Below are 18849 nucleotides of genomic sequence, written 5' to 3'. Positions count from 1 at the left end.
TGCGACCACTCACGGGTCGCTTACCCGAGGTAAGTGTCGGACGTATATATCCGTGTCGCGAGTTGTCACACTACGGGTAGAGCGGACGGTTCGGGGCCGCCGGTCGGGAACGGCGAGCGGTGTCGGTGTCGCCGGTGTTTATTACTCGTGCCGCGCGATTCGTGAGTGAGATGGTTACGCTCGATGCTCACGCGGATATGCAGCGATTGGTAGACAGCGGCGTCGTCGCGGTGATGCGCGGCGCGGACGCCGACACCATCATCGAGGTGGCGCAGGCGCTGAACGACGGCGGCGTCACGGCGTACGAGATAACCGCGGACAACCCCGACGCGATGGACCTCATCAGCGAGGTGTCCGCGTCGTTCTCCGAGGACGAGGCCATCGTCGGCGCGGGGACGGTGCTGGACAGCGAGACGGCCCGCGCGAGCATCATGAACGGCGCGGAGTTCGTCGTCGGCCCGAACTTCGACCCCGGCGTCGTCGAGACGTGTAACCGCTACGGAACTATCGTCGCACCGGGCATCCTCACGCCCACGGAGGCCGTGAACGCCTACGAAGCGGGCGCGGACATGGTGAAGGTGTTCCCCGCGTCGGTGATGGGGCCGAAGCATCTCTCCAGCATCAAAGGACCGCTCCCGCAGATTCCGCTGATGCCGACGGGCGGTATCGACATCGACAACGTCGCCGACTACGTCGAGGCGGGTGCCGCCGTCGTCGGCGCGGGAAGCGCCATCATGGACGGCGACGCCATCGAAGCGGGCGACTTCGAGTCGATAACCGAGACGGCCCGCGAGTTCACGCAGGTCATCGACGACGCGCGACGGTAAACGCGGTTCCCGTGCCGCCTCGGAGGGGAAGCGCCTTTGCTCCGGACGAGTAACATATCCCCTATGGTCGAGGATATCGACGACGTGGACCGGGCCATCCTCCACGCGCTCCAAGAAGATGCTCGGAGCCTCTCGTCGGGTGACATCGCCGAGCGGGCGGGAGCCTCCGACAGCACCGTCCGCAAGCGAATCGGACGGCTCGAATCGATGGGAATCATCAAGGGATACAGCGCCGAAGTCGACTACCAGAAATCCGGGTATCCCCTTCGCATGCTGCTCTTCTGCACCGCCCCCATCGGGGAACGCGGCGCGCTCGCCCCGCAGATTCTGGACGTCGAGGGCGTCGTGTCCGTACAGGAGTTGGTCACGGGGGAGGAGAATCTGCTCGTCACCGCCGTCGGCGAGTCCGACGAGGACGTCACACCCGTCGCGCAGCGACTCATCGATATGGGAGTCACCGTCGCCGACGAAGTGCTCGTGCGGAGTCACGAGACGGCGCCGTTCAGCGGGTTCGACCCCGACAGCGCCGACGAGCAGTAGCGCAACCACACCCGCCCGAGTCGGACGGTGCGGACCATCCCACCGACTTCGACAGCACCCGCTTCTCCCGCTCGTTCGCTACCCGCCGTTCGCGCACCGCCAGCGGGGGCGTTCCCGTGTTCGACGGCTTCGGTAGAACGAGAACGATATGGTCCCGATTGGAATTTTTGCGAACAATTTGTTCGTATAGGAACCCTTATCAACGATATCGTTCTCATTGCAGGTGATAGCCCGGCCGCCGATATGGGGCGGCCGCCGGTGGCCGGGCAAGGACCGTTCACATAATGGGACAACACGACCCGCGGAAGACCGTAGGACAGTACCCGAAGACGACCGCATCGACGCCACTAGTCCCGGTACTGCTGACGCGACTGGTGTGGCTTCTGTGGCTGGCGAGCGCCGCCGCGTTGGCCGCACGGCTGTGGACCGGCGCGTCGTGGACCCCGTCCGACCTCCTCGTCGTCGACGGCCTGACGCTACTGCTGTGGACGGTGGTCACGTTCATCAGCGGTATCGTCCACAGCTACTCCCGCCGGTACATGGCGGGGAGTCGGGACATCACTCGGTTCTTCACTCGGACGTTCGCGTTCACGCTCTCCGTCGCGCTCCTGGTCGCGGCCGACCACGTCATACTGTTCGCAGCCGCCTGGACCGCGATGGGGCTCCTGATGGCCGACCTGATAGGGTACGTTCGCGAGTGGCCCCAGGCGCGGGCCGCCGGGAAGTCCGCACGGCGGTACTTCCTCGGGAGCAGCACCCTGTTGACCGCCGCGCTCCTGACGCTGTGGTCGGCGACGGGTGCGACGCGCGTCTCGGAGCTTTCTGCGGCCGTCGAGACGCTCGACGCCGCGACGGTACTGCTCGTCTCCGGGGCGTTGCTCCTGGCGGCGATGATTCAGTCCGCACTCGTGCCGTTTCACGGGTGGCTCCTCTCGTCGATGACTGCTCCGACACCGGCCTCGGCGCTGATGCACGCCGGGTTCGTCAACGCCGGCGGTATCCTTCTGGTGCGCTTCGCGCCGGTCGTCACCGCCGAGGTGTGGTTCCTCTCGCTCGTCGTCGTCGTCGCGGCGACGAGCGCGCTGCTGGGAAAGTTGATGAAATCGGTCGAGCCTGCCGTCAAACGCCAGCTCGGCTGTTCGACGGTCGGTCAGATGGGTTTCATGATACTGCAGGTCGGCCTCGGCTTCTTCGGGGCCGCCATCGCTCACCTCATCCTCCACGGCTTCTACAAAGGGTACCAGTTCCTCTCCTCTGGCGATAGCGTAGAGCACACGAGTCCGACGCCGGCTTCCGACTCCGCCGGGTGGTCCGGACTCGGCGCGGCGGTGGCCGTCGCGACGGCGCTCGGGGGCGGCGCGCTGTTCGCGTTCCTCACGGGCGAGGCGGCCACCAGCGGCGGGCAGGTACTGGTTCTTCTCGTCGTCCTGACGACGCTGCACGCGACGCAGAACGTGGTCCGCCGGACGTCGCTCCCCGCGTTGCTCCGGTACGTCGCGGTTCCGCTGACGTTCTTCCCGGCAATCCTCATCTACGCGGGGGTCTACGGTCTCGTCAAGGAGCTACTCCGGACGGCACCCGCCATGGAGGCGACGGTCGCGATGACGCCGCTCCACGTCGCCGTCGCCGTCGCGTTCCTCCTCGCGTACGTCGGCGTCGAAACCGGGGTCCTCCAGCGGAGTGACCGGTTGTACGTCGAACTGACGAACGCGATGCGGCTACCGGCTGCGACCGTGGTCTCTCCCGCGGAGGTGTCCGATGAGTAACGAGCGGGCAGTGAGCGAGGCGATACAGCAGGCGTCGAACTCGGTCGGCTCTGTCTGGCCGCTCCACTCGTTCGTGACGGCCAACCCGCTCGCCGGGTTCGAAGACCGCCCGTTCGAGGAGGCGGTGGCGCACGGGTCGCGGTTGTTCGGCGGTGACGGCTATCCCAGTGCCGCCGTGTTCCGCCGGGCGCTGGAGGCTGGACAGATCGACCGGGAGCTCCTGACGTCGGAACTGGCCAACCACGGCTACGACGCCGACCCCGAAGCGCTCTTGACGCGGATGGAGTCCGCGGCGACGCCGGCGGACGGCGAGGGGACGGCGACGCCCGACGTGGACCAGGTGCTGGCGAAGTGGCTTGCGGGCTTCCTCGACCACGGCCGGGCGAAGTGGTCGATGCCGAACCGCGAACGCGGCTTCTACGGCTGTTTCCGCGCGATGGCCCAGTACGACCGCGACATCCCCGACCGGGAGGCGCTCGCCACCCTTCCGGAGGACCCCGTCGAGGCTATCGAACGCTACGTCGACGGCCACCCGACGGACCGCCTCGCGGAGCTGTTCGAGTACCACCTCGTTGCCCTCCCCGGTTGGACCGGATTCCTGAAGCAGCGCATCGACGACGGCGGCGAGTGGCAGTCCGCCCACCCGATATCGCTCGAGGGGTACCTCGCGGTCCGTCTCGCGTTGGCGGACCGGTTCGGCGCACCGGTCGCGCCGCCGCCGGAGTTCGCGGCCGACGCCGACGGCCGAGACGACGACGCGAACTCTCTCCCGGAGGTTTGGCTGACCGCGTGGGAGGCGACGTACCGCCGCGAACTGGTCACGGCCGTCGCGGACGCGAGTCAGACGCTGGACGATGCCAAGGACGACGAGCGTCCCGCCGCGCAGCTCGTCTTCTGTATCGACACCCGTTCGGAGGTCATCCGCCGGCACCTCGAATCGACGGGGGCCTACGAGACCCACGGCTACGCGGGGTTCTTCGGCGTCCCGATGCGCTTCGAGGGGTACGACTCCGACGTCTCCGTCGACGCCTGTCCGCCGATTGTCGACGCTCGGCACCACGTCACGGACCGGCCGACGGGCGACGACCGCGAGTTTCGGGAGCGTCACGACCGCTGGTCCCGGGCCCGGGACGCGTGGGAGGACGTCGTCGGTTCGCTCAAGTCGAACGTCTCGACGGCGTTTAGTTTCGTCGAGAGCACGGGCGTCGCCTACGGGGCGGCGCTGACGGTTCGGACCCTCCTGCCGAACCTCGTGTACGACACCCACGACGCGGCTCGGAAACGCTCGCCGAGCGCGCACGAGTTCTGCGCGCCGGACATTCATAGGGACGCGGCCGACGGCGACGGACTCCCGAGCGGGATGACGACGGGCGAGCAGATAGAGTACGCTGCGGACGCGTTCGAGTCGATGGGGTGGACGCAGTTCGGGCGACTCGTGGCCTTCGTCGGCCACGCCGGACAGACGGCGAACAACCCGTTCTCGTCCAGCCTCGACTGCGGTGCCTGCGCCGGGAACCCCGGCGGGCCGAGCGCTCGCGTCCTCGCGGCCATCTGTAACGAACCGGCCGTCAAGGAGGGACTCCGCGACCGGGGCATCGACGTCCCCGAGGACACCGTCTTCGTAGCCGGCGAACACAACACGACGACCGACGAGGTGACCCTCTACGCCGGTGACGTGCCCGCGAGCCACGACGAAGACGTCGAGCAGCTCCGTTCCGACCTCGAAACGGCGCGCCGCGCCGCGGCCGAGGAACGCGTCGACACCACGGACTCCGACGCGTCGGGCGTCCGCGAGGCCGAACGCCGGGCCGCCGACTGGGCGGAGACGCGCCCCGAGTGGGGTCTCGCGGGCAACGCGTCGTTCGTCGTCGGCCCCCGCGACCTCACCGAGGGGATTGACTTGGGCGGTCGCTCGTTCCTGCACTCGTACGATTGGAGGACCGACCCGGACGGCGAAGCGCTGGCGGCCATCGTGGGCGGCCCCATGGTGGTCACACAGTGGATCAACAGCCAGTACTACTTCGCGACGGTGGACAACGATGTCTACGGCAGCGGGTCGAAGGTCACCCACAATCCCGTGGGGAACGTCGGCGTGTACCAGGGCAACGGCGGCGACCTGATGACCGGGCTCCCGCTCCAGTCCGTGCTCGCCGACGACGACGTGCCGTACCACCAGCCGTTGCGGCTATCGACCGTGATTCACGCGCCCGTCGACCGGGTGACTGACGTCCTGTCCGACAACGACCACGTCACCGACCTGCTCGACAACGGGTGGCTCTCGCTGACCGTCGTCGACCCCACGCGCGACCACGAGGCGTTCCGGTACGTCGCCGGCCTGGACTGGCGTCCGGCGGACGCGACGCAACGCACGCTCACGGAGGACAGCCACCCGGTGGCGTTGTCCGTGGCCGAGGACTGAGTCGCCGCGGGACGTCCGACCGGACCTTCGTACACCGGCACGACCGACCGGGAACCAGCGGGACCGAGTCCGCTCACAGCGGGTCAGGCGGCGTTTCGCCGTCCAGCGAGACGAGGTACGCCGCCCCGTCCTCGTCGCCGTAGGCTCGCTGGAAGTCGTACACGAAGCCGGCGACGGTCACGTCCGCCGGAACGGCGCAGTCGTCGACGAGGAACTGCACCTGTTCGCTGACGGCTCGCACGACCAGCCGGTTCACCGCGAGGCGGTGCGGGGTGTCGGCGTCGAACACGCCCTCCTCGCGCGCGGACCCGACGATGGGCACGAGTCGTTCGACGGCCGCCTCGACGGCCGGCGGCAGCGACTTCACGCCGTCGCCACCCGTCACGGCCTCGTACGCGGCCGCCACGGCACCACAGCCGGTGTGGCCGAGGACGACGACGAGGTCCACGTTCAGTACCGACACCGCGTACCCGACGGTTTCGTTGACGACGCGTTCGCCGTCGATATCGGTCCAGACCTGGTTGCCGAGATTGACGCTGGTAAACAGGTCACCGTTCGCGCGAGCGTTCCACACGCTCTCCGCGGGGACGCGGGAGTCCGAACACGACACCGAGACGACGTCCGGGTCCTGTCCGTCGCGGACCCCCTCGAAGTGGTCGTGGCGAAGGCGGGCGACGTGTTCGCCGTTGCCGTCGATGAGCCGTTCGAGTGCGTCCATGCGTGTTCGAAGGCGCTTCGTGGGTATGAATCGGGTGGAACTCGACAGCTCTTTGCTCGCCTCGGCCGAGAGTCCGGCCATGACCGCAGGAGGCATCGTCTTCTTCCGGACGACGAACCGCGAGGCGACGACGGCGTTCTACACCGACCGCGTCGGTGCCGAACTGTATCTCGAACAACCGGACTGTACCATCCTCAAACACGGGAACATGCTGTTCGGGTTCTGCGACGGCGAGGAGACGGAGTCGGAGGGCATCGTCACGTTCGTCTACGACACGGCCGAGGAGGTGGACGCGATGCACGAACGCGTCGGCGACGCCGCCCGAGAGGACCCGCACGAGAACGAACGCTACGACATCTACCAGTTCTTCGCCGCCGACCCGGACGGCCGGACCGTCGAGTTCCAGACGTTCCGACACGACGTGGCCGACCCGCTCTGAGTCAGGTCTCGTCTCCGCCCCTGTCGCTTCCGTCGCTCTCGTCTCTGGTCTCCCCCCAGACGAACGGGTCCGCGTCGTCGGCGTTCTCGTTCGCGTCGTCAGTATCGCCGTCTTCGCCGTCCGTCGGCGTCTCTTCGCTCGTGCCGTCACCGTTCTCGGGCGGCGCTTCGCGCTCGTCGTCTCTGCTTCGTCCACCCTCGTCGACCAACTCCGTCACCTGCGGTTCGTCGTCAACGCCGATGCCGACGCGTCCCTGCCGGTGCGCCGCGACGGCGATGCGGAGTCGTTCCTCTAACTCGTCGCGGAGGCTGTCGGCGTCGGCGGCGTCGATGTCGACTGCGGCGGCGTCCTGCCCGCCCAGCGAGAGCGACCCGGCGGTGTCGACGGTGACGGTGGCGAGGCGGAGGCGACGCTGGAACACCGTCCGGGTGTCGATGACCGTCTGGATACGGTAGTACGGCACCACCTTCACCTGCCGTTTGAAGACGCCGTTCCGGGTGACGACGTGGTTCTCGCCGAGCCAGTAGCCGCGGTGCTTCCACTTGTAGTGCGCGCCGACGGCGGCGACGGGGAGCAGTGCCAGCGGTGCGTACCACGGGAATCCGTCGACGAGGAAGAACTCCGCGCTGTACGCGATGGCCGTCACGACGCCGATGACGATGCTGTACCGGGCGACGTACCGGCGGCGCGTTCGCTTCGGCGGACGGCGGAAGTCGGGCGTCCCCACCGGTTCGACGTCGTTCACGAGGCGTTCGACGCGTTCGCGACTGGCGATGGGGACGGCCGCCTCGGACCCGCGCGACGACGACTCTCCCTGTCCGGGCGCGTACCCCGCCGTCTCCACGAGGAGCGTCGCGTACCCGGTCCAGCGCTTCAGCGGGTTGTCCTCGATGGTGAGCGTCTGCACTTTGTCGAACGGAATCGACCCGTCGTAGCGCTGGAGCAACCCGCGTTCGTACTGGAGTTCGTCGGCCGACCGGACCAGCCTGAAACCGTAGTAGTTGACGACGGCGACTACCGCCCCGGCCACCCACGAGACGAGGACGGCGGCGACGACGAGGACGGCCACCCCGAGGACGGCGACGAGCGGACCCATGCTGTCCGGGAAGTAGGAGGTGACGAGGGTGAACGACCCCGAGAAGAACAGGAAGAGGACGCCGGGAACGCGGAAGTCGAACGAGAGCGCACCGAGGATGGCGAGTTCGCGGCCGTCGAGTTCGAAGAGCGTCTCCGACGTCGGTTCCTCGCTCTCCTCACCGACCGCGTCGCCGCGTTTCAGGCGTCCGAGCTCTCGCTGGAGGCGTTTCGCCTCGTCGAAGGAGACGAATCGGAGACTCGCCTCCGTCTCCGTTCCGCCCGCTGTCTCGAAGGCGACGGCGGAGAGACCGACCGCTCGCTGGAGGACGTTGCGCGAGATATCGACGTTCTGGACGCGGCGGAGCGGAATCTCGCGGTTCCGGCGGGCGAAGACGCCCGACTCGATGTCGAGCGTGTCCGGGGTGAGTTCGTAGGAGAACCGGCGGTAGTAGGCGAGTTCGTAGGCGACGAAGACGACGGCGACGAGGCTCGCGAGGCCGACGAGCGCGAGCGGTCCCGCCAGACCCACGACGGGGAGGCTGAACCCGCCCGTCGCGAGGGCGAACGCGAGAGCGGCGACGATGCTCCCGCCGCGTTGGACGACCCGGTAGGGGACCGACAGGGGAGAGAGGCGTCGTGCGGGCATCAGACGGCGTCGTCACCCTCGGAGCGAATCGCGAGGCGCTTCAGTCGTTCGCGGAGTTCGTCCGCGCCGTCGCCCGCCAGTCCCGGAACCGCCACGTCGGCACCCCGCGACCCGGCGGTGTAGACGACGGTGCTCGCGAGTCCGACGACGCGTTCGAGGGGGCCGCGCGAGGAGTCGACGTGCTGGATGCGGACGAACGGGACGACGGTCCGGACCTGCGTGAAGACGCCGCGTTCGAGGTACAGCGAGTCGTCTCTGACCTCGTACCCCCACGCCCGGTAGCGCGCGACGGCGAGGAGTGCGCCGAGGACGAACAGTCCGCCGGCGACGGCGTACGGCGTCCACGCGGGGACGAACGGCGGAGAGAACACCCTGACGACGGCAAACAGTATTCCCCCGACGACGAGTGCCGAGACGGCGGCGCTCCCGACCCAGATGAGTTGCACGCGCGGGTCGAGCCGGTTCATCGGTGGCGTGACGGCGAGGCGGTCGACGAACGTGACGCCCGAGCGGAGTCGGTCGGCTTCATGGTGGAGAATTTTCTTCGCCGGTGATAAATAGGTGTGGCCGCGCGGTCGGCGTCGGCGAGTTTGGCGAGTCGGAGCGAGTCGAAGCGAGCAGCTCAGTAGAGCGAGATTCCCGACGCGAGGAGTCCGGCGTCGACGAGGAGGAGGACGCCGACGACGGCGGCGGCGCGGAAGAGGTTCCGCGTGTCGCTGACGGGGCCGCGGACGCGTTTCTCTCGGAGTCCGTCGACGAGTCTGCTCCGTCCGACTTCGACGAGTGCCGTGAGGACGAACCAGAGCGCGAGCATCGCGAGGACGAGGTGGCCGCGGAACGAGTTCGCGAGGAGTTCGAACGTGTACTTCGACCCGGCGAGGTGGCCGCCGGTGAGGAACATCACGACGGACGCGGCGCGAGACCCGTAGACGAGTCTGTCGGCGAACGTCTCCAGCGGTGCGGCGTCCAACGACCCGTCGAGTGCGGCCGGGAGGACGACGCCGGCGACGAAGACGACGCTTCCTACCCAGACGGCACCGGTGAGGACGTGTATCGTCGTCATCGCGGTGTCGAGTGCGACGTTTACCATACGCTCTCGTGTGACTGTCTTCGCTTCAAACCCGACGGTTTCGGTCGCTCTCTCGGGTCCGGCCGCCGGTCCTCAGTCGCCGACGCGGTGGATGCGCCCGGCGGTCACTTCGGTCCCCGGCGAGTAGTGCAGTATCGGGTCGGCCGTCGGCGCGTCGAAGTCGCTGGCCTCGAACAGCGTGTTCGTCCGAATCTCCGCCTCGGCCTCCTGCAGGGGCCACGGCGTGTGCCGGATGTCGCCGTAGTAGAGGTCGGTGCCCGCGGTGTAGAAGCGGTAGTTCTCCGTGAGGAAGTGTTCGAGCGTCCCCGGTTCGGGCGTGAACTGCTCGCCGACCGGTCGGTACGTCGCGTCGAAGTGCGCCGGGGGGACGCCGCGATGCGTCCGGTGACTGGCGAACTCCACCTCGTCTCCTCGCGTCGTCACGCGCATGTCGGCGCGGTAGTACGGGAGCGAGTAGAGGCGTCGCGCGACGGGGACGCCGAGGGCGTCGTCGGCGTCTAAGTTGAAGAAGTACACCGAGTGGTCTTCGTCGCCCGGTCGTTCGACGTACGTCCTGAGGTTCAACTCCGGAAACGAGAGTCCGAACGGGAGTCCGCGGGGGCGGATATCCTCCATGACGAAGGCGACGACGCCCATCCACGCCCGGCCGTCGTAGGTGGCGACGGACACGTCCGCCGGGAGGTTTGCGTCCACCACGCCGGGGTCGAACGCCCAGTGGGCGAACAGGGCGTCGCGCCACCGCATCTGCAACAGGCCGTCGAAGTCGGGCAGCGAGAATCGAGAGGCGCGACGCGTCTCCGGTTCTCCCTCGTCACGCCGCACGGAAGCGTCTCCGGATGCCATGTCCGAAACTCGGGACCGGACGTACTTGCGCCTTTCCGCCGGTCGCGTCCCGCGGTTTCCAGCGTGCGTCAGTCGAGGACGGACTCGGCGACGTCCGCGAGCGTCCGCGCCGTCTCCGCGTCGCCCGCGCCGACGTACAGGCCGTCGCCGTCCATCCCCGACCCCGCGGAGACGACGCCGCTCTCCGCGGCGAGGAGTTCGCCCGCGTACTGTTCGTACACGTCGGGGTGAAAGCAGACCATCCCTTCGAGGCCGCCGCGAGCGAGGAGTCCCCAGTCGACGCACGGCGACCACGTCGTGACGACGCGCTTGCACCTGGATTCGAGCGCCGACTCGATTCGGTCGGCCGCCGCCGCGAGTTCCGGGTCGCGGACCGCCGGGAGACCGACGACGAACGAGACGGTTCCGTGTTCGATGGGGACGTCGCTCCCGGCCGAAAGCGGTTCGCCGTCCACCGTCGCCCCGCCGCCGCGGCGGGCGACGTACGTGGAGTTCGGGAGGGGTTCGTAGACGGCGGAGACGACCGGGTCGCCGTCGCGGAGGGCGCAGACCGCGGTGGCGAACGATGGGAGACCGGCGGCGAAGTTGTTCGTGCCGTCGAGGGGGTCTACCACCCACTCGTAGCGGTGGTCGCCGTCTCGCCCGGACTCCTCGCCGTGGACGGCGTGGTCCGGATAGGCGTCTCTGAGGACCGAGAGGACGCGTTCTTCGGCGGCCCTGTCGGCGGCGGCTTTCACGTCGTCGGTGCCGTACTCGCCCTCGACCGGACCGTCGCGGAAGGCGTCTTCGAGGTAGTCGCCGCCCGCGTGGACGGCGCGAGTCGCGACGTCTGCCAGCGCCCGCAAATCGGCGTCGGTGGCGCCGCCGCTATCGTCGGCGTCGTCGGCGTCGTCAGATTCCGCGGTGGAGGTGTCGCTCATACCCAGTCTCCGCGGTCTGCGGGAAAGAATCGTTCGGTCGCGCGGGTCTTCCGCTTGCCCAACGTATTTCGTCGCGTAGGCGACAGTTCACGTCGTATGCAACCCGTCCCCACCGAGGCCTTCTCCGACCTCACGACGATATCCGACGTCGCGCTCTCTCCGTCTGGCGACCGCGTGGCGTTCGTCGCCGCCGAGTCCGACCCCGACGAAGACGAGCGACTCGCTTCGCTGTTCGTCCTCCCGGCCGACGGCAGTCGGGAGCCCCACCGGCTCACGCGCGTCTCGTCGGCGTCGAGTCCGACGTGGAGTCCCGGCGGCGACCGACTCGCCTTCCTCGCGGCCCGCGAAGAGGACTTCGAACGACGAGTCGGCCGCGACGACGCCGAACCCGCCGACGGCGACGCGGACGACGAGGCAAATACCGACGCCGGCGGGGCAGACACCGACGCCGACGCCGAACCGAAGTCGCAGGTGTGGCTGTTCGACCTCGCACGCGGCGGCGACGCCCGGCAGGTGACGGCGTTCGAGGAGGGAGCGGACGAGTTCGACTGGTCGCCCGACGGAGACCGGATGGTCGTCGCCGCGCGCGACCCGACCGAGGACGAACGGGCGTACCTCGACGACAGGCGCGACGGCGGCCCCGTCGAGACCGAACGCTTCCAGCACAAACTCGACGGCAAGGGCTATCTGGACACGGTGACGACGTATCTGTTCGTCGTGGACGCCGAAACGGGCGAATCGGACCGACTCGACGACGCCCGGGGCGGCGGCGCGTTCCACGCTCTCGCGGGGATGGACCCCCGATGGGGCCCGTCGGGCCGAATCGCCTACACGGCGTACGAAGGCGAGGACGCGGACGCGACGATTGCGCGAGACGTGTACTCCGTCCGACCGGACGGCACCGACAAACGCCGACACACCGACGGCGAACTCGGCGCGTCCGCGCCGCGGTGGTCGCCCGACGGCGACAGACTGGCGTTCGCGGGCGGCGACCCCGAGAACTGGTGCATCCCGACGCAACTGCACGTCACCAGCGTGGACGCCGACGGAGACGCGTACGAGAGTGCGTCCGCGTCCTTAGACCGGACGCTGGCCCGCGGCGCGGAACCGGTGTGGGTCGACGGCGACACGCTCTACGCGCTGGTCGGCGACGATGGGAAGACGCGCCCCGTCCGCTTCCTCGCGGGCGAGGACGACCCCGAACGCGTGTTCGAGGCGCAAGGAGAGAAGAGAGCCTGCACGATGCTCGACGTGGCCGAGGACACCGCCGTCGTCCACCTCTCGCACCCGAGCGAGGGCGCGGACCTCTACGCTCTCGAACTCGGCTCGCTCGACGACTCGGGGTCGCACACCGATTCCGACCCGGACGCCGAACTCACGCGCCTGACCGACGTGAACGCCGAGTTCAGAGACCGGTACGAGATGCCGCAGGTCCGTCGCGTCACGTACGACAGCGACGGCGTCGACGTGGACGGCGTCGTCTACGCGCCCCCGTCGTTCGACTTCGAGGGAACGGACGCGGATGCGGATTCGGATACGGACGGCGAGGGGTCGCTTCCAGTCGTCGTCGCCATCCACGGCGGCCCCGTCTCCTACGACGAACCCGAGTTCCGCTTCGACCACGCGGTGTTCACCTCGCGGGGCTACCTCGTCTTCCGTCCGAACTACCGCGGCGGGTCGTCGTACGGACGCGACTTCTCCGAGGCCCTCCGCGGTCGGTGGGGCACCGTCGAGGTGGACGACATCGCGGCCGGCGCGCGCGAACTCGTCGCCCGCGGGTGGGCCGACGAGGACCGCGTCTTCGGCCACGGATTCTCGTACGGCGGCATCGCGCAGGGGTTTCTCGTCACGCGAGAACCCGACCTGTTCGCCGCCGCCGCGCCCGAACACGGCCTGTACGACCTCCGGTCGGCGTACGGGACGGACGACAGCCACGTCTGGGCCGAGAACGAGTACGGCGTCCCGTGGGAGAACCCCGAAGCGTACGACGCGTCGTCGGCGATTCGTGACGTCGGGGCGCTCCGAACCCCGTTGCTCGTCGTGGCCGGCGGCGAGGACTGGCGCTGTCCGCCGTCGCAGTCCGAGCAGTTGTACGTGAGCGCCAAGAGCGAGGGCGTGGACGCGCGGTTCGTTCTCTACCCGGACGAACACCACAACATCGGCGCTCCCGAGCGAGCGATTCACCGCCTCGACGAGATTACGGCGTGGTACGAGCGACACGACCCGGCGAGAGAGACTGACGGCGAGGCGGACGACCGGTAGCTTTCAGACCCGTTCTTTTCCGCCTCGGAGACGAACGTGACCCATGGAGTTTCGCGTGGTCCACGGTGACATTGCACAGCAGTCCGCCGACGTCCTCGTGAACGCCGCCCGCACGAGTCTCCGGATGGGGTCGGGCGTCGCCGGTGCCCTCAGGCGTCGGGGCGGTCCCGAACTGAACGAGGCGGCGGCGGGACAGGGGCCGATAGACCTCGGGTCGGTGGCGGTGACGGAAGCGTTCGAACTCGACGCCGACTGGGTGATTCACGCCGCCGCGATGCCGCACTACGGCGACGCAGAGGCGACCGCAGAGAGCATCCGCGACGCCACGCGACACAGTCTCGAACGCGCCGACGAGCTCGGGTGTGAGTCGCTCGTGATTCCGGCACTCGGGTGCGGCGTCGCCGGGTTCCCGCTCGAAGACGGCGCGCGCATCGTCTGCGAGACCATCGACGCCTACCGGCCCGAGTCGCTCTCGGACGTCCGGTTCGTCGCCTACGACGAGGCGGAGTTCGAGACGGTCGAGCGCGTCGCGAACGAGGTTCGCGACAGGACCGGCGGCGACTGAACGACTTTTTCGTCTCCGGTCCTACAGTTCGGTCGATGCGCGTGCCAGACGACGCCCCCGCCGCGTGCCCGGTGTGCGGCGTCGATTACGACTCCATCTCCGAACACGACGCCGGACTGATGGTCAACCTCCTCGACAACGAGATGTACCGCAGGGTGTGTTTCGACCCCGTGACGCTCGACGGCCGGGCGCACGTCCGCTTCTACCATCACACGCACGAACAGGTCAGCGACGGTGACGAGACCTAAGCGAGACGGTTCACTCCGACGGGACGGACTTCAGGACCACGGTCGTTCGGAAAACTCCCCTGCCTCAATCTCTCGCTCTATCTCTCTGAGCGTCTTCTCGTCCACGCTCACGAGGTGACAGAGCGGGTGTCCGGGCGCGGCGACGGGGTTCTGCAGCACGCCGATGATGAGGCCCGTGAAGGGTGCGGCGACGCGTTTCTCTCTGGTCTTGAAGTGGTTCGAGATGGTGCAGATGGTGTCGCCCTCGTAGACGAGTGGGACGCCGTCGTACTGCATCTCCACGAGGCCGCCGGTGTCGGCTCGAATCCACGCCTTGTCCGAGGCGTTCTCCACGATTCGCGTCCAACCCGGCCACGCCACCGGCCGGTTCGGCAGGAGACCGTACTCCGCGAGGACGCTGTCGACGCCCTCCATCGCGCGCTCGATGAGCGGGAGTTGGAAGCGGTGCGCGCGGCCCATCTCGACGGTGATAGTGGGCGTCCCGTCGTTCGTCGCGACGGTTCGGAGAGACCCCGCGTCGGCCTCGCCGGAGAGGATGAGGTTCGACCCGTACGACCGGGCGAGGCGGGCGACGTCCGGCCTCGACATGTCCGCGCGCACGTGGTACATCGTGGTTCGGTTGCGCGTGGAGGTGTGGAAGTCGAGGCCGATGTCGCAGGGGCGGATGAACCGCTCGTATATCTGATTCGCCATCCGCTCGGCCGTGTTCGAGGAGTTCCGACCCGGGAACGACCGGTTCAGGTCCAAGTCGTAGATGGGGATGTAGCGCTGCTGGGCGAGGTAGCCGGGGACGTTCGCGACGTGAATACAGACGACGGTGCCGTGAATCCGCGTCGGGTCGTAGCGGGCGGCCACCTCCTGCAACACCTTCACGCCGTTGAGTTCGTCGCCGTGGAGGGCGGCGGTCATGAACACCGTCGGCCCGCCGTGTTCGCCGTTGATGACCGTCACCGGAATCTCGACGGGGTCGCCGAGGTACGTCTCGCTTATCTCGTACCGGAGGTGTCGCTTCTGTCCCGGCGGCACCTCGGCCTCGTACCGGAACGGTTTGGGGTCGCTCATAGCGCCTCGTCGTCGCGGCAGGTGATGAATCTTCACACGCTCGGACCTGTCCTCGTTTCGTCAGTTCGTCGGCTCTTTGGTCGCTCCCGCCGAGGCACGGACATGGCTCGGCTCGACTCTCCGTTCCGAATCGGCGACGTGACGGTGCCCAACCGACTCTACCGGGCACCGCTCTTAGAGTGCGCGGGGAACGGCCCCGACGCGGTGGACAGACTCGTCGCCGAGTTGGAACCGGCCGCGGCGGCGGGCGCGGGACTCGTCTGTCAGGGTGCGACTATCGTCCGCGGCGAGGGCGGGTGCGCCGCCCCGGGGATGACCCGCGTCCACGACCGACGCTTCGTCTCCGAGTTGTCGACGCTCACCGAGGCGATTCACGACCACGGCGGCCGCATCGCCGTCCAACTCGAACACGGGGGTCTGCGGAGCATGGAGACGTGGCACGCCGGGTATCGCGAGGCGAACCCGGACCTCCGGCAACTCGCCGTCTCTCGGCCTCCGAGACTCCTGCGCGCGATGGCCGCGACGGGCTTTCTCGACTACGACGCGCACGTCCTCTCCACCGACGAGGTGTACGAACTCGCCGCGGACTTCGGCCGGTCGGCGAAGTACTGCGCCGACGCCGGATACGACGTGATTCACCTCGCCGGAGCCAACATGGGTCTGATTCACCAGTTCCTCTCGCCGTTCTACAACCGGCGGGACGACGAGTTCGTCGACGGCGTCCGCTTCCTCGAAGTCGTCCACGACGAGATACGCTCGCGCGCCGGCGACGTGCCCGTGATGACGAAAGTACCCGCGGAGACGGCCGCGCCCCCGGTTATTCGGCGGCGACTCTCCGCCCACGACGCGGTGGGAATCTGTACGCGTCTCGTCGAATACGGCTACGACGCCGTCGTCCCCGTCAACGGTTCCGTCTTCTGGGACGCCAGCATCGTGAAGGGCCGCTATCCGGCGCGAGCGTGGCGCGACGACCGGTATCGGGAGGGCTACGCGGAGGCGTTCGGCGGCAGACTCCGCGCCCGTCTCGTCGCTCTCGGCAACTGGGTGGAGTCGAAGTGCTACGCGTTCGACCCGGCGTGGAACGCCGACCTCTGCCGGCGCGTCCGTCGCCTCGTGGACGTCCCCGTGCTGTGCGAGGGCGGTATCCGCGGACGCGGGGAGATGGAGCGACTGCTCGCCGCCGACTGCGACGCCGTCGGACTCGGACGCCCGTTCTACGCCGAACCGCGACTCCCCGCGCGACTGCTGTCCGGTGACGGCGACGATTCGGGCGGCGCGTCCGAAGACGCGCGCGTCGTCTGCGAGAACTGCAACAACTGCGCCGTTCCGCAGGCGACCGGTGCGGACGGCGTCTGTCGGACGCCCGCGGTGCTTTCGGAGGCGGGACGGCTACGGAAGGAGGGGGCGTACGAGTGACCGACGGACGGGTTAATCGCCTCCCGAACGCGCCGCGACATCCACGAAGATTATTGCCTCTCGCTTTGGAGTGAGCGTAATGGCACGCGACCGGTCCGCCGAGGAGTCGGCGGCGCTCCTGTCCGTCCTCGACGCGTTGGACGACGCGGACGCCCGGGCCATCATCAGAGCGCTAGCAGAACCCATGACGGCAAGTGAACTCTCCGAGGCGTGTGACATCCCTCTCTCGACGACGTACCGCAAGTTAGACCTCTTGACCGACGCGGAACTCCTCGCCGAAGGGACGGAGATACGCACCGACGGACACCACACGACGACGTACGAGGTGACGTTCGACGAGGTTCGCATCGAACTCTCCGACGACAGGCGACTCGCCGTCGACGTCGTCGGAAGCGACCTGTCGCCCGAAGAGCAACTCGCCGACATCTGGTCGGCTGTCCGGAGGGAGACGAAATGAGTCACTTCTCCGCCGCACCGGCCCTCGCGACGGCGCTCATCGTCGTTCAGACCGGAATCTTGGTGCTCGGCGGTCTCATCACCTACTTCAGCTACAAGGCGTACCGACAGACCGGCGAGTCGTCGCTCCGCGCACTCACGCTCGGATTCGGCATCGTGACGCTCGGTGCCACCGTGGCGGGCGCACTCGACGTCGTGTTGAATCTGAACCTCGTCGTCGGCGTCCTCGTCGACGCCGTCCTCACCCTCGTCGGGTTCGCCATCATCACCTACTCGCTGTACGTGGAGTGACCGTCTCGAACCGGCGAATCGTGCCTTTCCCGCACACAACTGTTATCTTCGCGCGTCTCGAACGACCGCCGATGAGCGAACGCGCATCGAACCGAGACGAACTCGACGAGATTCGGCGACGGAAGCGAGAAGCGCTCGAAGCGAAGATACGCGGCGAAGGAGCGAGCGAAGACGATTCCCAGCCTGCGCCGACGACGCCCGTCCGCGTCGACGGCGTCGACGAGTTCGAATCGCTCGTCGCCGCGCACGACGTGGTCCTCGTCGATTTCCACGCGGACTGGTGCGGGCCGTGCAAGATGCTCGAACCCACCGTGAAGCGACTGGCCGCCGAGACGGACGCGACGGTGGCGAAGGTGGACGCCGACCGAAACCAGACGCTCGCACAGCGACACGGCGTTCGCGGACTCCCGACGCTCCTCCTCTTCAGCGGCGGGGACGTGGTCGAACAGGTGGTCGGTGTCCGCGACTACGGGACGTTACGGAGTCTGGTCGACCAGTACGTCTGAGGCGGACGCGCAGGCGTTCACCCGAGGACGTAGTCCAGTCGGGGGTACTTCTCGACGAGCGTCTGCCCGCCTATCTCGTAGCGTTCCAAGAGCGCGTCCACGCCGAGGATGCGGCCCGCGCCGAACGCGGCGACGGCGAGGAACACCAGCATGTAGGCGAAGTCGCCGTTGATGACGCCGTGGGCCACGTCCCAGTTCCCGAGGTAGAACAGGAACATCATGAACGCGCCCCAGAAGGCGGCGAGTCGGGTCAGGACGCCGACGATGAGCGCCAGTCCGATGGCGAGTTCGCCCCACGGGACGGCGACGTTCACGAACGCGACGAACAGGTCGTTCGCGGCCATCGCGACGAACAGGTCGGCGGCGGGCGACCCGTTCGCCACCGTGGCGAACTGGAGGTAACCCCGCGCGTCGAACGGTTCGATTATCTTCGCGACGCCGGCGTACGTGAACGCGACACCCATCATGAGACGCAGTGCGAGGACGAACCACGCGCTCAGCGAGTGGGCCTTCCCGCGGACGGTGACGCCCGCCAGCGTGCTCTCGAACGTGTTCGCGACTCCAGTGGAAGTTGTCGAAGTCATGTTTCTCACCTACAGTTAAAGAGACGTCGACAGGTTCCATATACTCGGACGCTGGTTCTCGAATCCGGAGAAACGAGAGACGCGGCCGTCGTCGCGCGTGCCTCGCGCTGACTCGTCGCACTGTCTTCGGCCGTCCGCGCAATCGGCCGTACGACGGCGTGCGGTCGCGTGCGT

Annotated in this window: 20 protein-coding genes; 12 read left to right on the top strand and 8 right to left on the bottom strand. The window is 68.1% G+C overall.

Annotated elements, in window-relative coordinates; all coding sequences use genetic code 11:
- Positions 1–170 precede the first annotated feature (170 nt).
- The 4 genes from BM282_RS07370 to BM282_RS07355 all read left to right on the top strand — a co-directional run bounded on the left by BM282_RS07370 (position 171) and on the right by BM282_RS07355 (position 5552).
- A complete protein-coding gene (locus BM282_RS07370) occupies positions 171–827 on the top strand; it encodes a bifunctional 4-hydroxy-2-oxoglutarate aldolase/2-dehydro-3-deoxy-phosphogluconate aldolase (protein ID WP_089878664.1) in 657 nt (218 codons plus the stop codon).
- Positions 828–890: 63 nt separating this feature from the next.
- Positions 891–1367 carry an Lrp/AsnC family transcriptional regulator gene (locus BM282_RS07365; protein WP_089878661.1) on the top strand — a complete coding sequence of 159 codons (477 nt, stop codon included), beginning with the start codon at positions 891–893 and terminating at the stop codon, positions 1365–1367.
- 284 nt (positions 1368–1651) lie between these two features.
- A complete protein-coding gene (locus tag BM282_RS07360; protein ID WP_089878659.1) occupies positions 1652–3133 on the top strand; it encodes a proton-conducting transporter transmembrane domain-containing protein in 1482 nt (493 codons plus the stop codon).
- Positions 3126–5552, top strand: coding sequence for a DUF2309 domain-containing protein (locus BM282_RS07355; protein ID WP_089878655.1), 2427 nt, complete (start codon positions 3126–3128; stop codon positions 5550–5552). Before BM282_RS07360 ends, BM282_RS07355 begins: the two co-directional genes overlap by 8 nt.
- A 73-nt stretch (positions 5553–5625) precedes the next feature.
- Here the strand turns inward: BM282_RS07355 and BM282_RS07350 are convergent, their stop codons facing one another.
- Entirely contained in the window at positions 5626–6270 is a 645-nt protein-coding gene (locus BM282_RS07350) for a carbonic anhydrase (protein WP_089878653.1), read from the bottom strand.
- Between the two features lie 79 nt (positions 6271–6349).
- Between BM282_RS07350 and BM282_RS07345 the strand changes: the two genes are divergently transcribed.
- Positions 6350–6709 (top strand): VOC family protein, encoded by a 360-nt coding sequence (locus BM282_RS07345; protein ID WP_089879494.1) that lies wholly within the window; start codon positions 6350–6352, stop codon positions 6707–6709.
- A 1-nt stretch (position 6710) separates the two neighbouring features.
- Here BM282_RS07345 and BM282_RS07340 read toward each other — a convergent pair whose 3' ends face one another.
- From BM282_RS07340 to BM282_RS07320, 5 genes are all read right to left on the bottom strand, one after another.
- Entirely contained in the window at positions 6711–8432 is a 1722-nt protein-coding gene (locus BM282_RS07340) for a PH domain-containing protein (protein WP_089878651.1), read from the bottom strand.
- Positions 8432–8899 (bottom strand): PH domain-containing protein, encoded by a 468-nt coding sequence (locus tag BM282_RS07335; RefSeq protein WP_089878648.1) that lies wholly within the window; start codon positions 8897–8899, stop codon positions 8432–8434. The genes BM282_RS07340 and BM282_RS07335 overlap by 1 nt, the downstream gene beginning before the upstream one ends.
- A gap of 155 nt (positions 8900–9054) precedes the next feature.
- Entirely contained in the window at positions 9055–9522 is a 468-nt protein-coding gene (locus BM282_RS07330; protein WP_089878646.1) for a CopD family protein, read from the bottom strand.
- 72 nt (positions 9523–9594) lie between these two features.
- The gene (locus BM282_RS07325) at positions 9595–10266 is read right to left on the bottom strand and encodes a YqjF family protein (protein WP_245758326.1); all 672 of its coding nucleotides are present in this window, start codon (positions 10264–10266) and stop codon (positions 9595–9597) included.
- Positions 10267–10433: 167 nt separating this feature from the next.
- A complete protein-coding gene (locus BM282_RS07320; protein ID WP_089878640.1) occupies positions 10434–11285 on the bottom strand; it encodes an inositol monophosphatase family protein in 852 nt (283 codons plus the stop codon).
- Between the two features lie 96 nt (positions 11286–11381).
- Between BM282_RS07320 and BM282_RS07315 the strand changes: the two genes are divergently transcribed.
- From BM282_RS07315 to BM282_RS07305, 3 genes are read left to right on the top strand one after another with little or no spacing between them, the layout of a single operon-like run.
- A complete protein-coding gene (locus BM282_RS07315; RefSeq protein ID WP_089878637.1) occupies positions 11382–13547 on the top strand; it encodes a S9 family peptidase in 2166 nt (721 codons plus the stop codon).
- Between the two features lie 43 nt (positions 13548–13590).
- A complete protein-coding gene (locus tag BM282_RS07310; protein ID WP_089878634.1) occupies positions 13591–14112 on the top strand; it encodes a macro domain-containing protein in 522 nt (173 codons plus the stop codon).
- A gap of 35 nt (positions 14113–14147) precedes the next feature.
- The gene (locus BM282_RS07305; RefSeq protein WP_089878631.1) at positions 14148–14360 is read left to right on the top strand and encodes a hypothetical protein; all 213 of its coding nucleotides are present in this window, start codon (positions 14148–14150) and stop codon (positions 14358–14360) included.
- A 30-nt stretch (positions 14361–14390) separates the two neighbouring features.
- Here BM282_RS07305 and BM282_RS07300 read toward each other — a convergent pair whose 3' ends face one another.
- A complete protein-coding gene (locus BM282_RS07300) occupies positions 14391–15422 on the bottom strand; it encodes a succinylglutamate desuccinylase/aspartoacylase family protein (protein ID WP_089878628.1) in 1032 nt (343 codons plus the stop codon).
- A gap of 102 nt (positions 15423–15524) precedes the next feature.
- Here BM282_RS07300 and BM282_RS07295 point away from each other — a divergent pair, with 102 nt between their 5' ends.
- The 4 genes from BM282_RS07295 (at position 15525) to BM282_RS07280 (ending at position 18091) form a co-directional block, all read left to right on the top strand.
- Positions 15525–16838, top strand: a complete 1314-nt coding sequence (locus tag BM282_RS07295; RefSeq protein ID WP_089878625.1) for an oxidoreductase — start codon at positions 15525–15527, stop codon at positions 16836–16838.
- A gap of 79 nt (positions 16839–16917) precedes the next feature.
- A complete protein-coding gene (locus BM282_RS07290; protein ID WP_089878622.1) occupies positions 16918–17295 on the top strand; it encodes a winged helix-turn-helix domain-containing protein in 378 nt (125 codons plus the stop codon).
- Positions 17292–17585 (top strand): DUF7521 family protein, encoded by a 294-nt coding sequence (locus tag BM282_RS07285; RefSeq protein WP_089878620.1) that lies wholly within the window; start codon positions 17292–17294, stop codon positions 17583–17585. The genes BM282_RS07290 and BM282_RS07285 overlap by 4 nt, the downstream gene beginning before the upstream one ends.
- 71 nt (positions 17586–17656) lie before the next feature.
- Complete coding sequence (locus tag BM282_RS07280; RefSeq protein WP_089878617.1) at positions 17657–18091, top strand: thioredoxin family protein; 435 nt, start codon at positions 17657–17659, stop codon at positions 18089–18091.
- A 17-nt stretch (positions 18092–18108) separates the two neighbouring features.
- Here the strand turns inward: BM282_RS07280 and BM282_RS07275 are convergent, their stop codons facing one another.
- Positions 18109–18675 carry a DoxX family protein gene (locus BM282_RS07275; protein ID WP_089878614.1) on the bottom strand — a complete coding sequence of 189 codons (567 nt, stop codon included), beginning with the start codon at positions 18673–18675 and terminating at the stop codon, positions 18109–18111.
- Positions 18676–18849 lie beyond the last annotated feature (174 nt).

The sequence above is a fragment of the Halogeometricum limi genome, assembly GCF_900115785.1.
Lineage (GTDB): Archaea > Halobacteriota > Halobacteria > Halobacteriales > Haloferacaceae > Halogeometricum > Halogeometricum limi.
Note: the sequence above shows the minus strand (reverse complement) of the source record. Positions and strands in the feature narration are given on the sequence as shown.

Coding starts and splice junctions, on each gene's coding strand:
- BM282_RS07365 (WP_089878661.1), top strand. CDS start 891: ATGGTCGAGGATATCGACGACGTGGACCGGGCCATCCTCCACGCGCTC.
- BM282_RS07340 (WP_089878651.1), bottom strand. CDS start 8,432: ATGCCCGCACGACGCCTCTCTCCCCTGTCGGTCCCCTACCGGGTCGTC.
- BM282_RS07325 (WP_245758326.1), bottom strand. CDS start 10,266: ATGCGGTGGCGCGACGCCCTGTTCGCCCACTGGGCGTTCGACCCCGGC.
- BM282_RS07285 (WP_089878620.1), top strand. CDS start 17,292: ATGAGTCACTTCTCCGCCGCACCGGCCCTCGCGACGGCGCTCATCGTC.
- BM282_RS07320 (WP_089878640.1), bottom strand. CDS start 11,285: ATGAGCGACACCTCCACCGCGGAATCTGACGACGCCGACGACGCCGAC.
- BM282_RS07360 (WP_089878659.1), top strand. CDS start 1,652: ATGGGACAACACGACCCGCGGAAGACCGTAGGACAGTACCCGAAGACG.
- BM282_RS07345 (WP_089879494.1), top strand. CDS start 6,350: ATGACCGCAGGAGGCATCGTCTTCTTCCGGACGACGAACCGCGAGGCG.
- BM282_RS07330 (WP_089878646.1), bottom strand. CDS start 9,522: ATGGTAAACGTCGCACTCGACACCGCGATGACGACGATACACGTCCTC.
- BM282_RS07290 (WP_089878622.1), top strand. CDS start 16,918: ATGGCACGCGACCGGTCCGCCGAGGAGTCGGCGGCGCTCCTGTCCGTC.
- BM282_RS07310 (WP_089878634.1), top strand. CDS start 13,591: ATGGAGTTTCGCGTGGTCCACGGTGACATTGCACAGCAGTCCGCCGAC.
- BM282_RS07275 (WP_089878614.1), bottom strand. CDS start 18,675: ATGACTTCGACAACTTCCACTGGAGTCGCGAACACGTTCGAGAGCACG.
- BM282_RS07300 (WP_089878628.1), bottom strand. CDS start 15,422: ATGAGCGACCCCAAACCGTTCCGGTACGAGGCCGAGGTGCCGCCGGGA.
- BM282_RS07350 (WP_089878653.1), bottom strand. CDS start 6,270: ATGGACGCACTCGAACGGCTCATCGACGGCAACGGCGAACACGTCGCC.
- BM282_RS07370 (WP_089878664.1), top strand. CDS start 171: ATGGTTACGCTCGATGCTCACGCGGATATGCAGCGATTGGTAGACAGC.
- BM282_RS07305 (WP_089878631.1), top strand. CDS start 14,148: ATGCGCGTGCCAGACGACGCCCCCGCCGCGTGCCCGGTGTGCGGCGTC.
- BM282_RS07355 (WP_089878655.1), top strand. CDS start 3,126: ATGAGTAACGAGCGGGCAGTGAGCGAGGCGATACAGCAGGCGTCGAAC.
- BM282_RS07335 (WP_089878648.1), bottom strand. CDS start 8,899: ATGAACCGGCTCGACCCGCGCGTGCAACTCATCTGGGTCGGGAGCGCC.
- BM282_RS07295 (WP_089878625.1), top strand. CDS start 15,525: ATGGCTCGGCTCGACTCTCCGTTCCGAATCGGCGACGTGACGGTGCCC.
- BM282_RS07315 (WP_089878637.1), top strand. CDS start 11,382: ATGCAACCCGTCCCCACCGAGGCCTTCTCCGACCTCACGACGATATCC.
- BM282_RS07280 (WP_089878617.1), top strand. CDS start 17,657: ATGAGCGAACGCGCATCGAACCGAGACGAACTCGACGAGATTCGGCGA.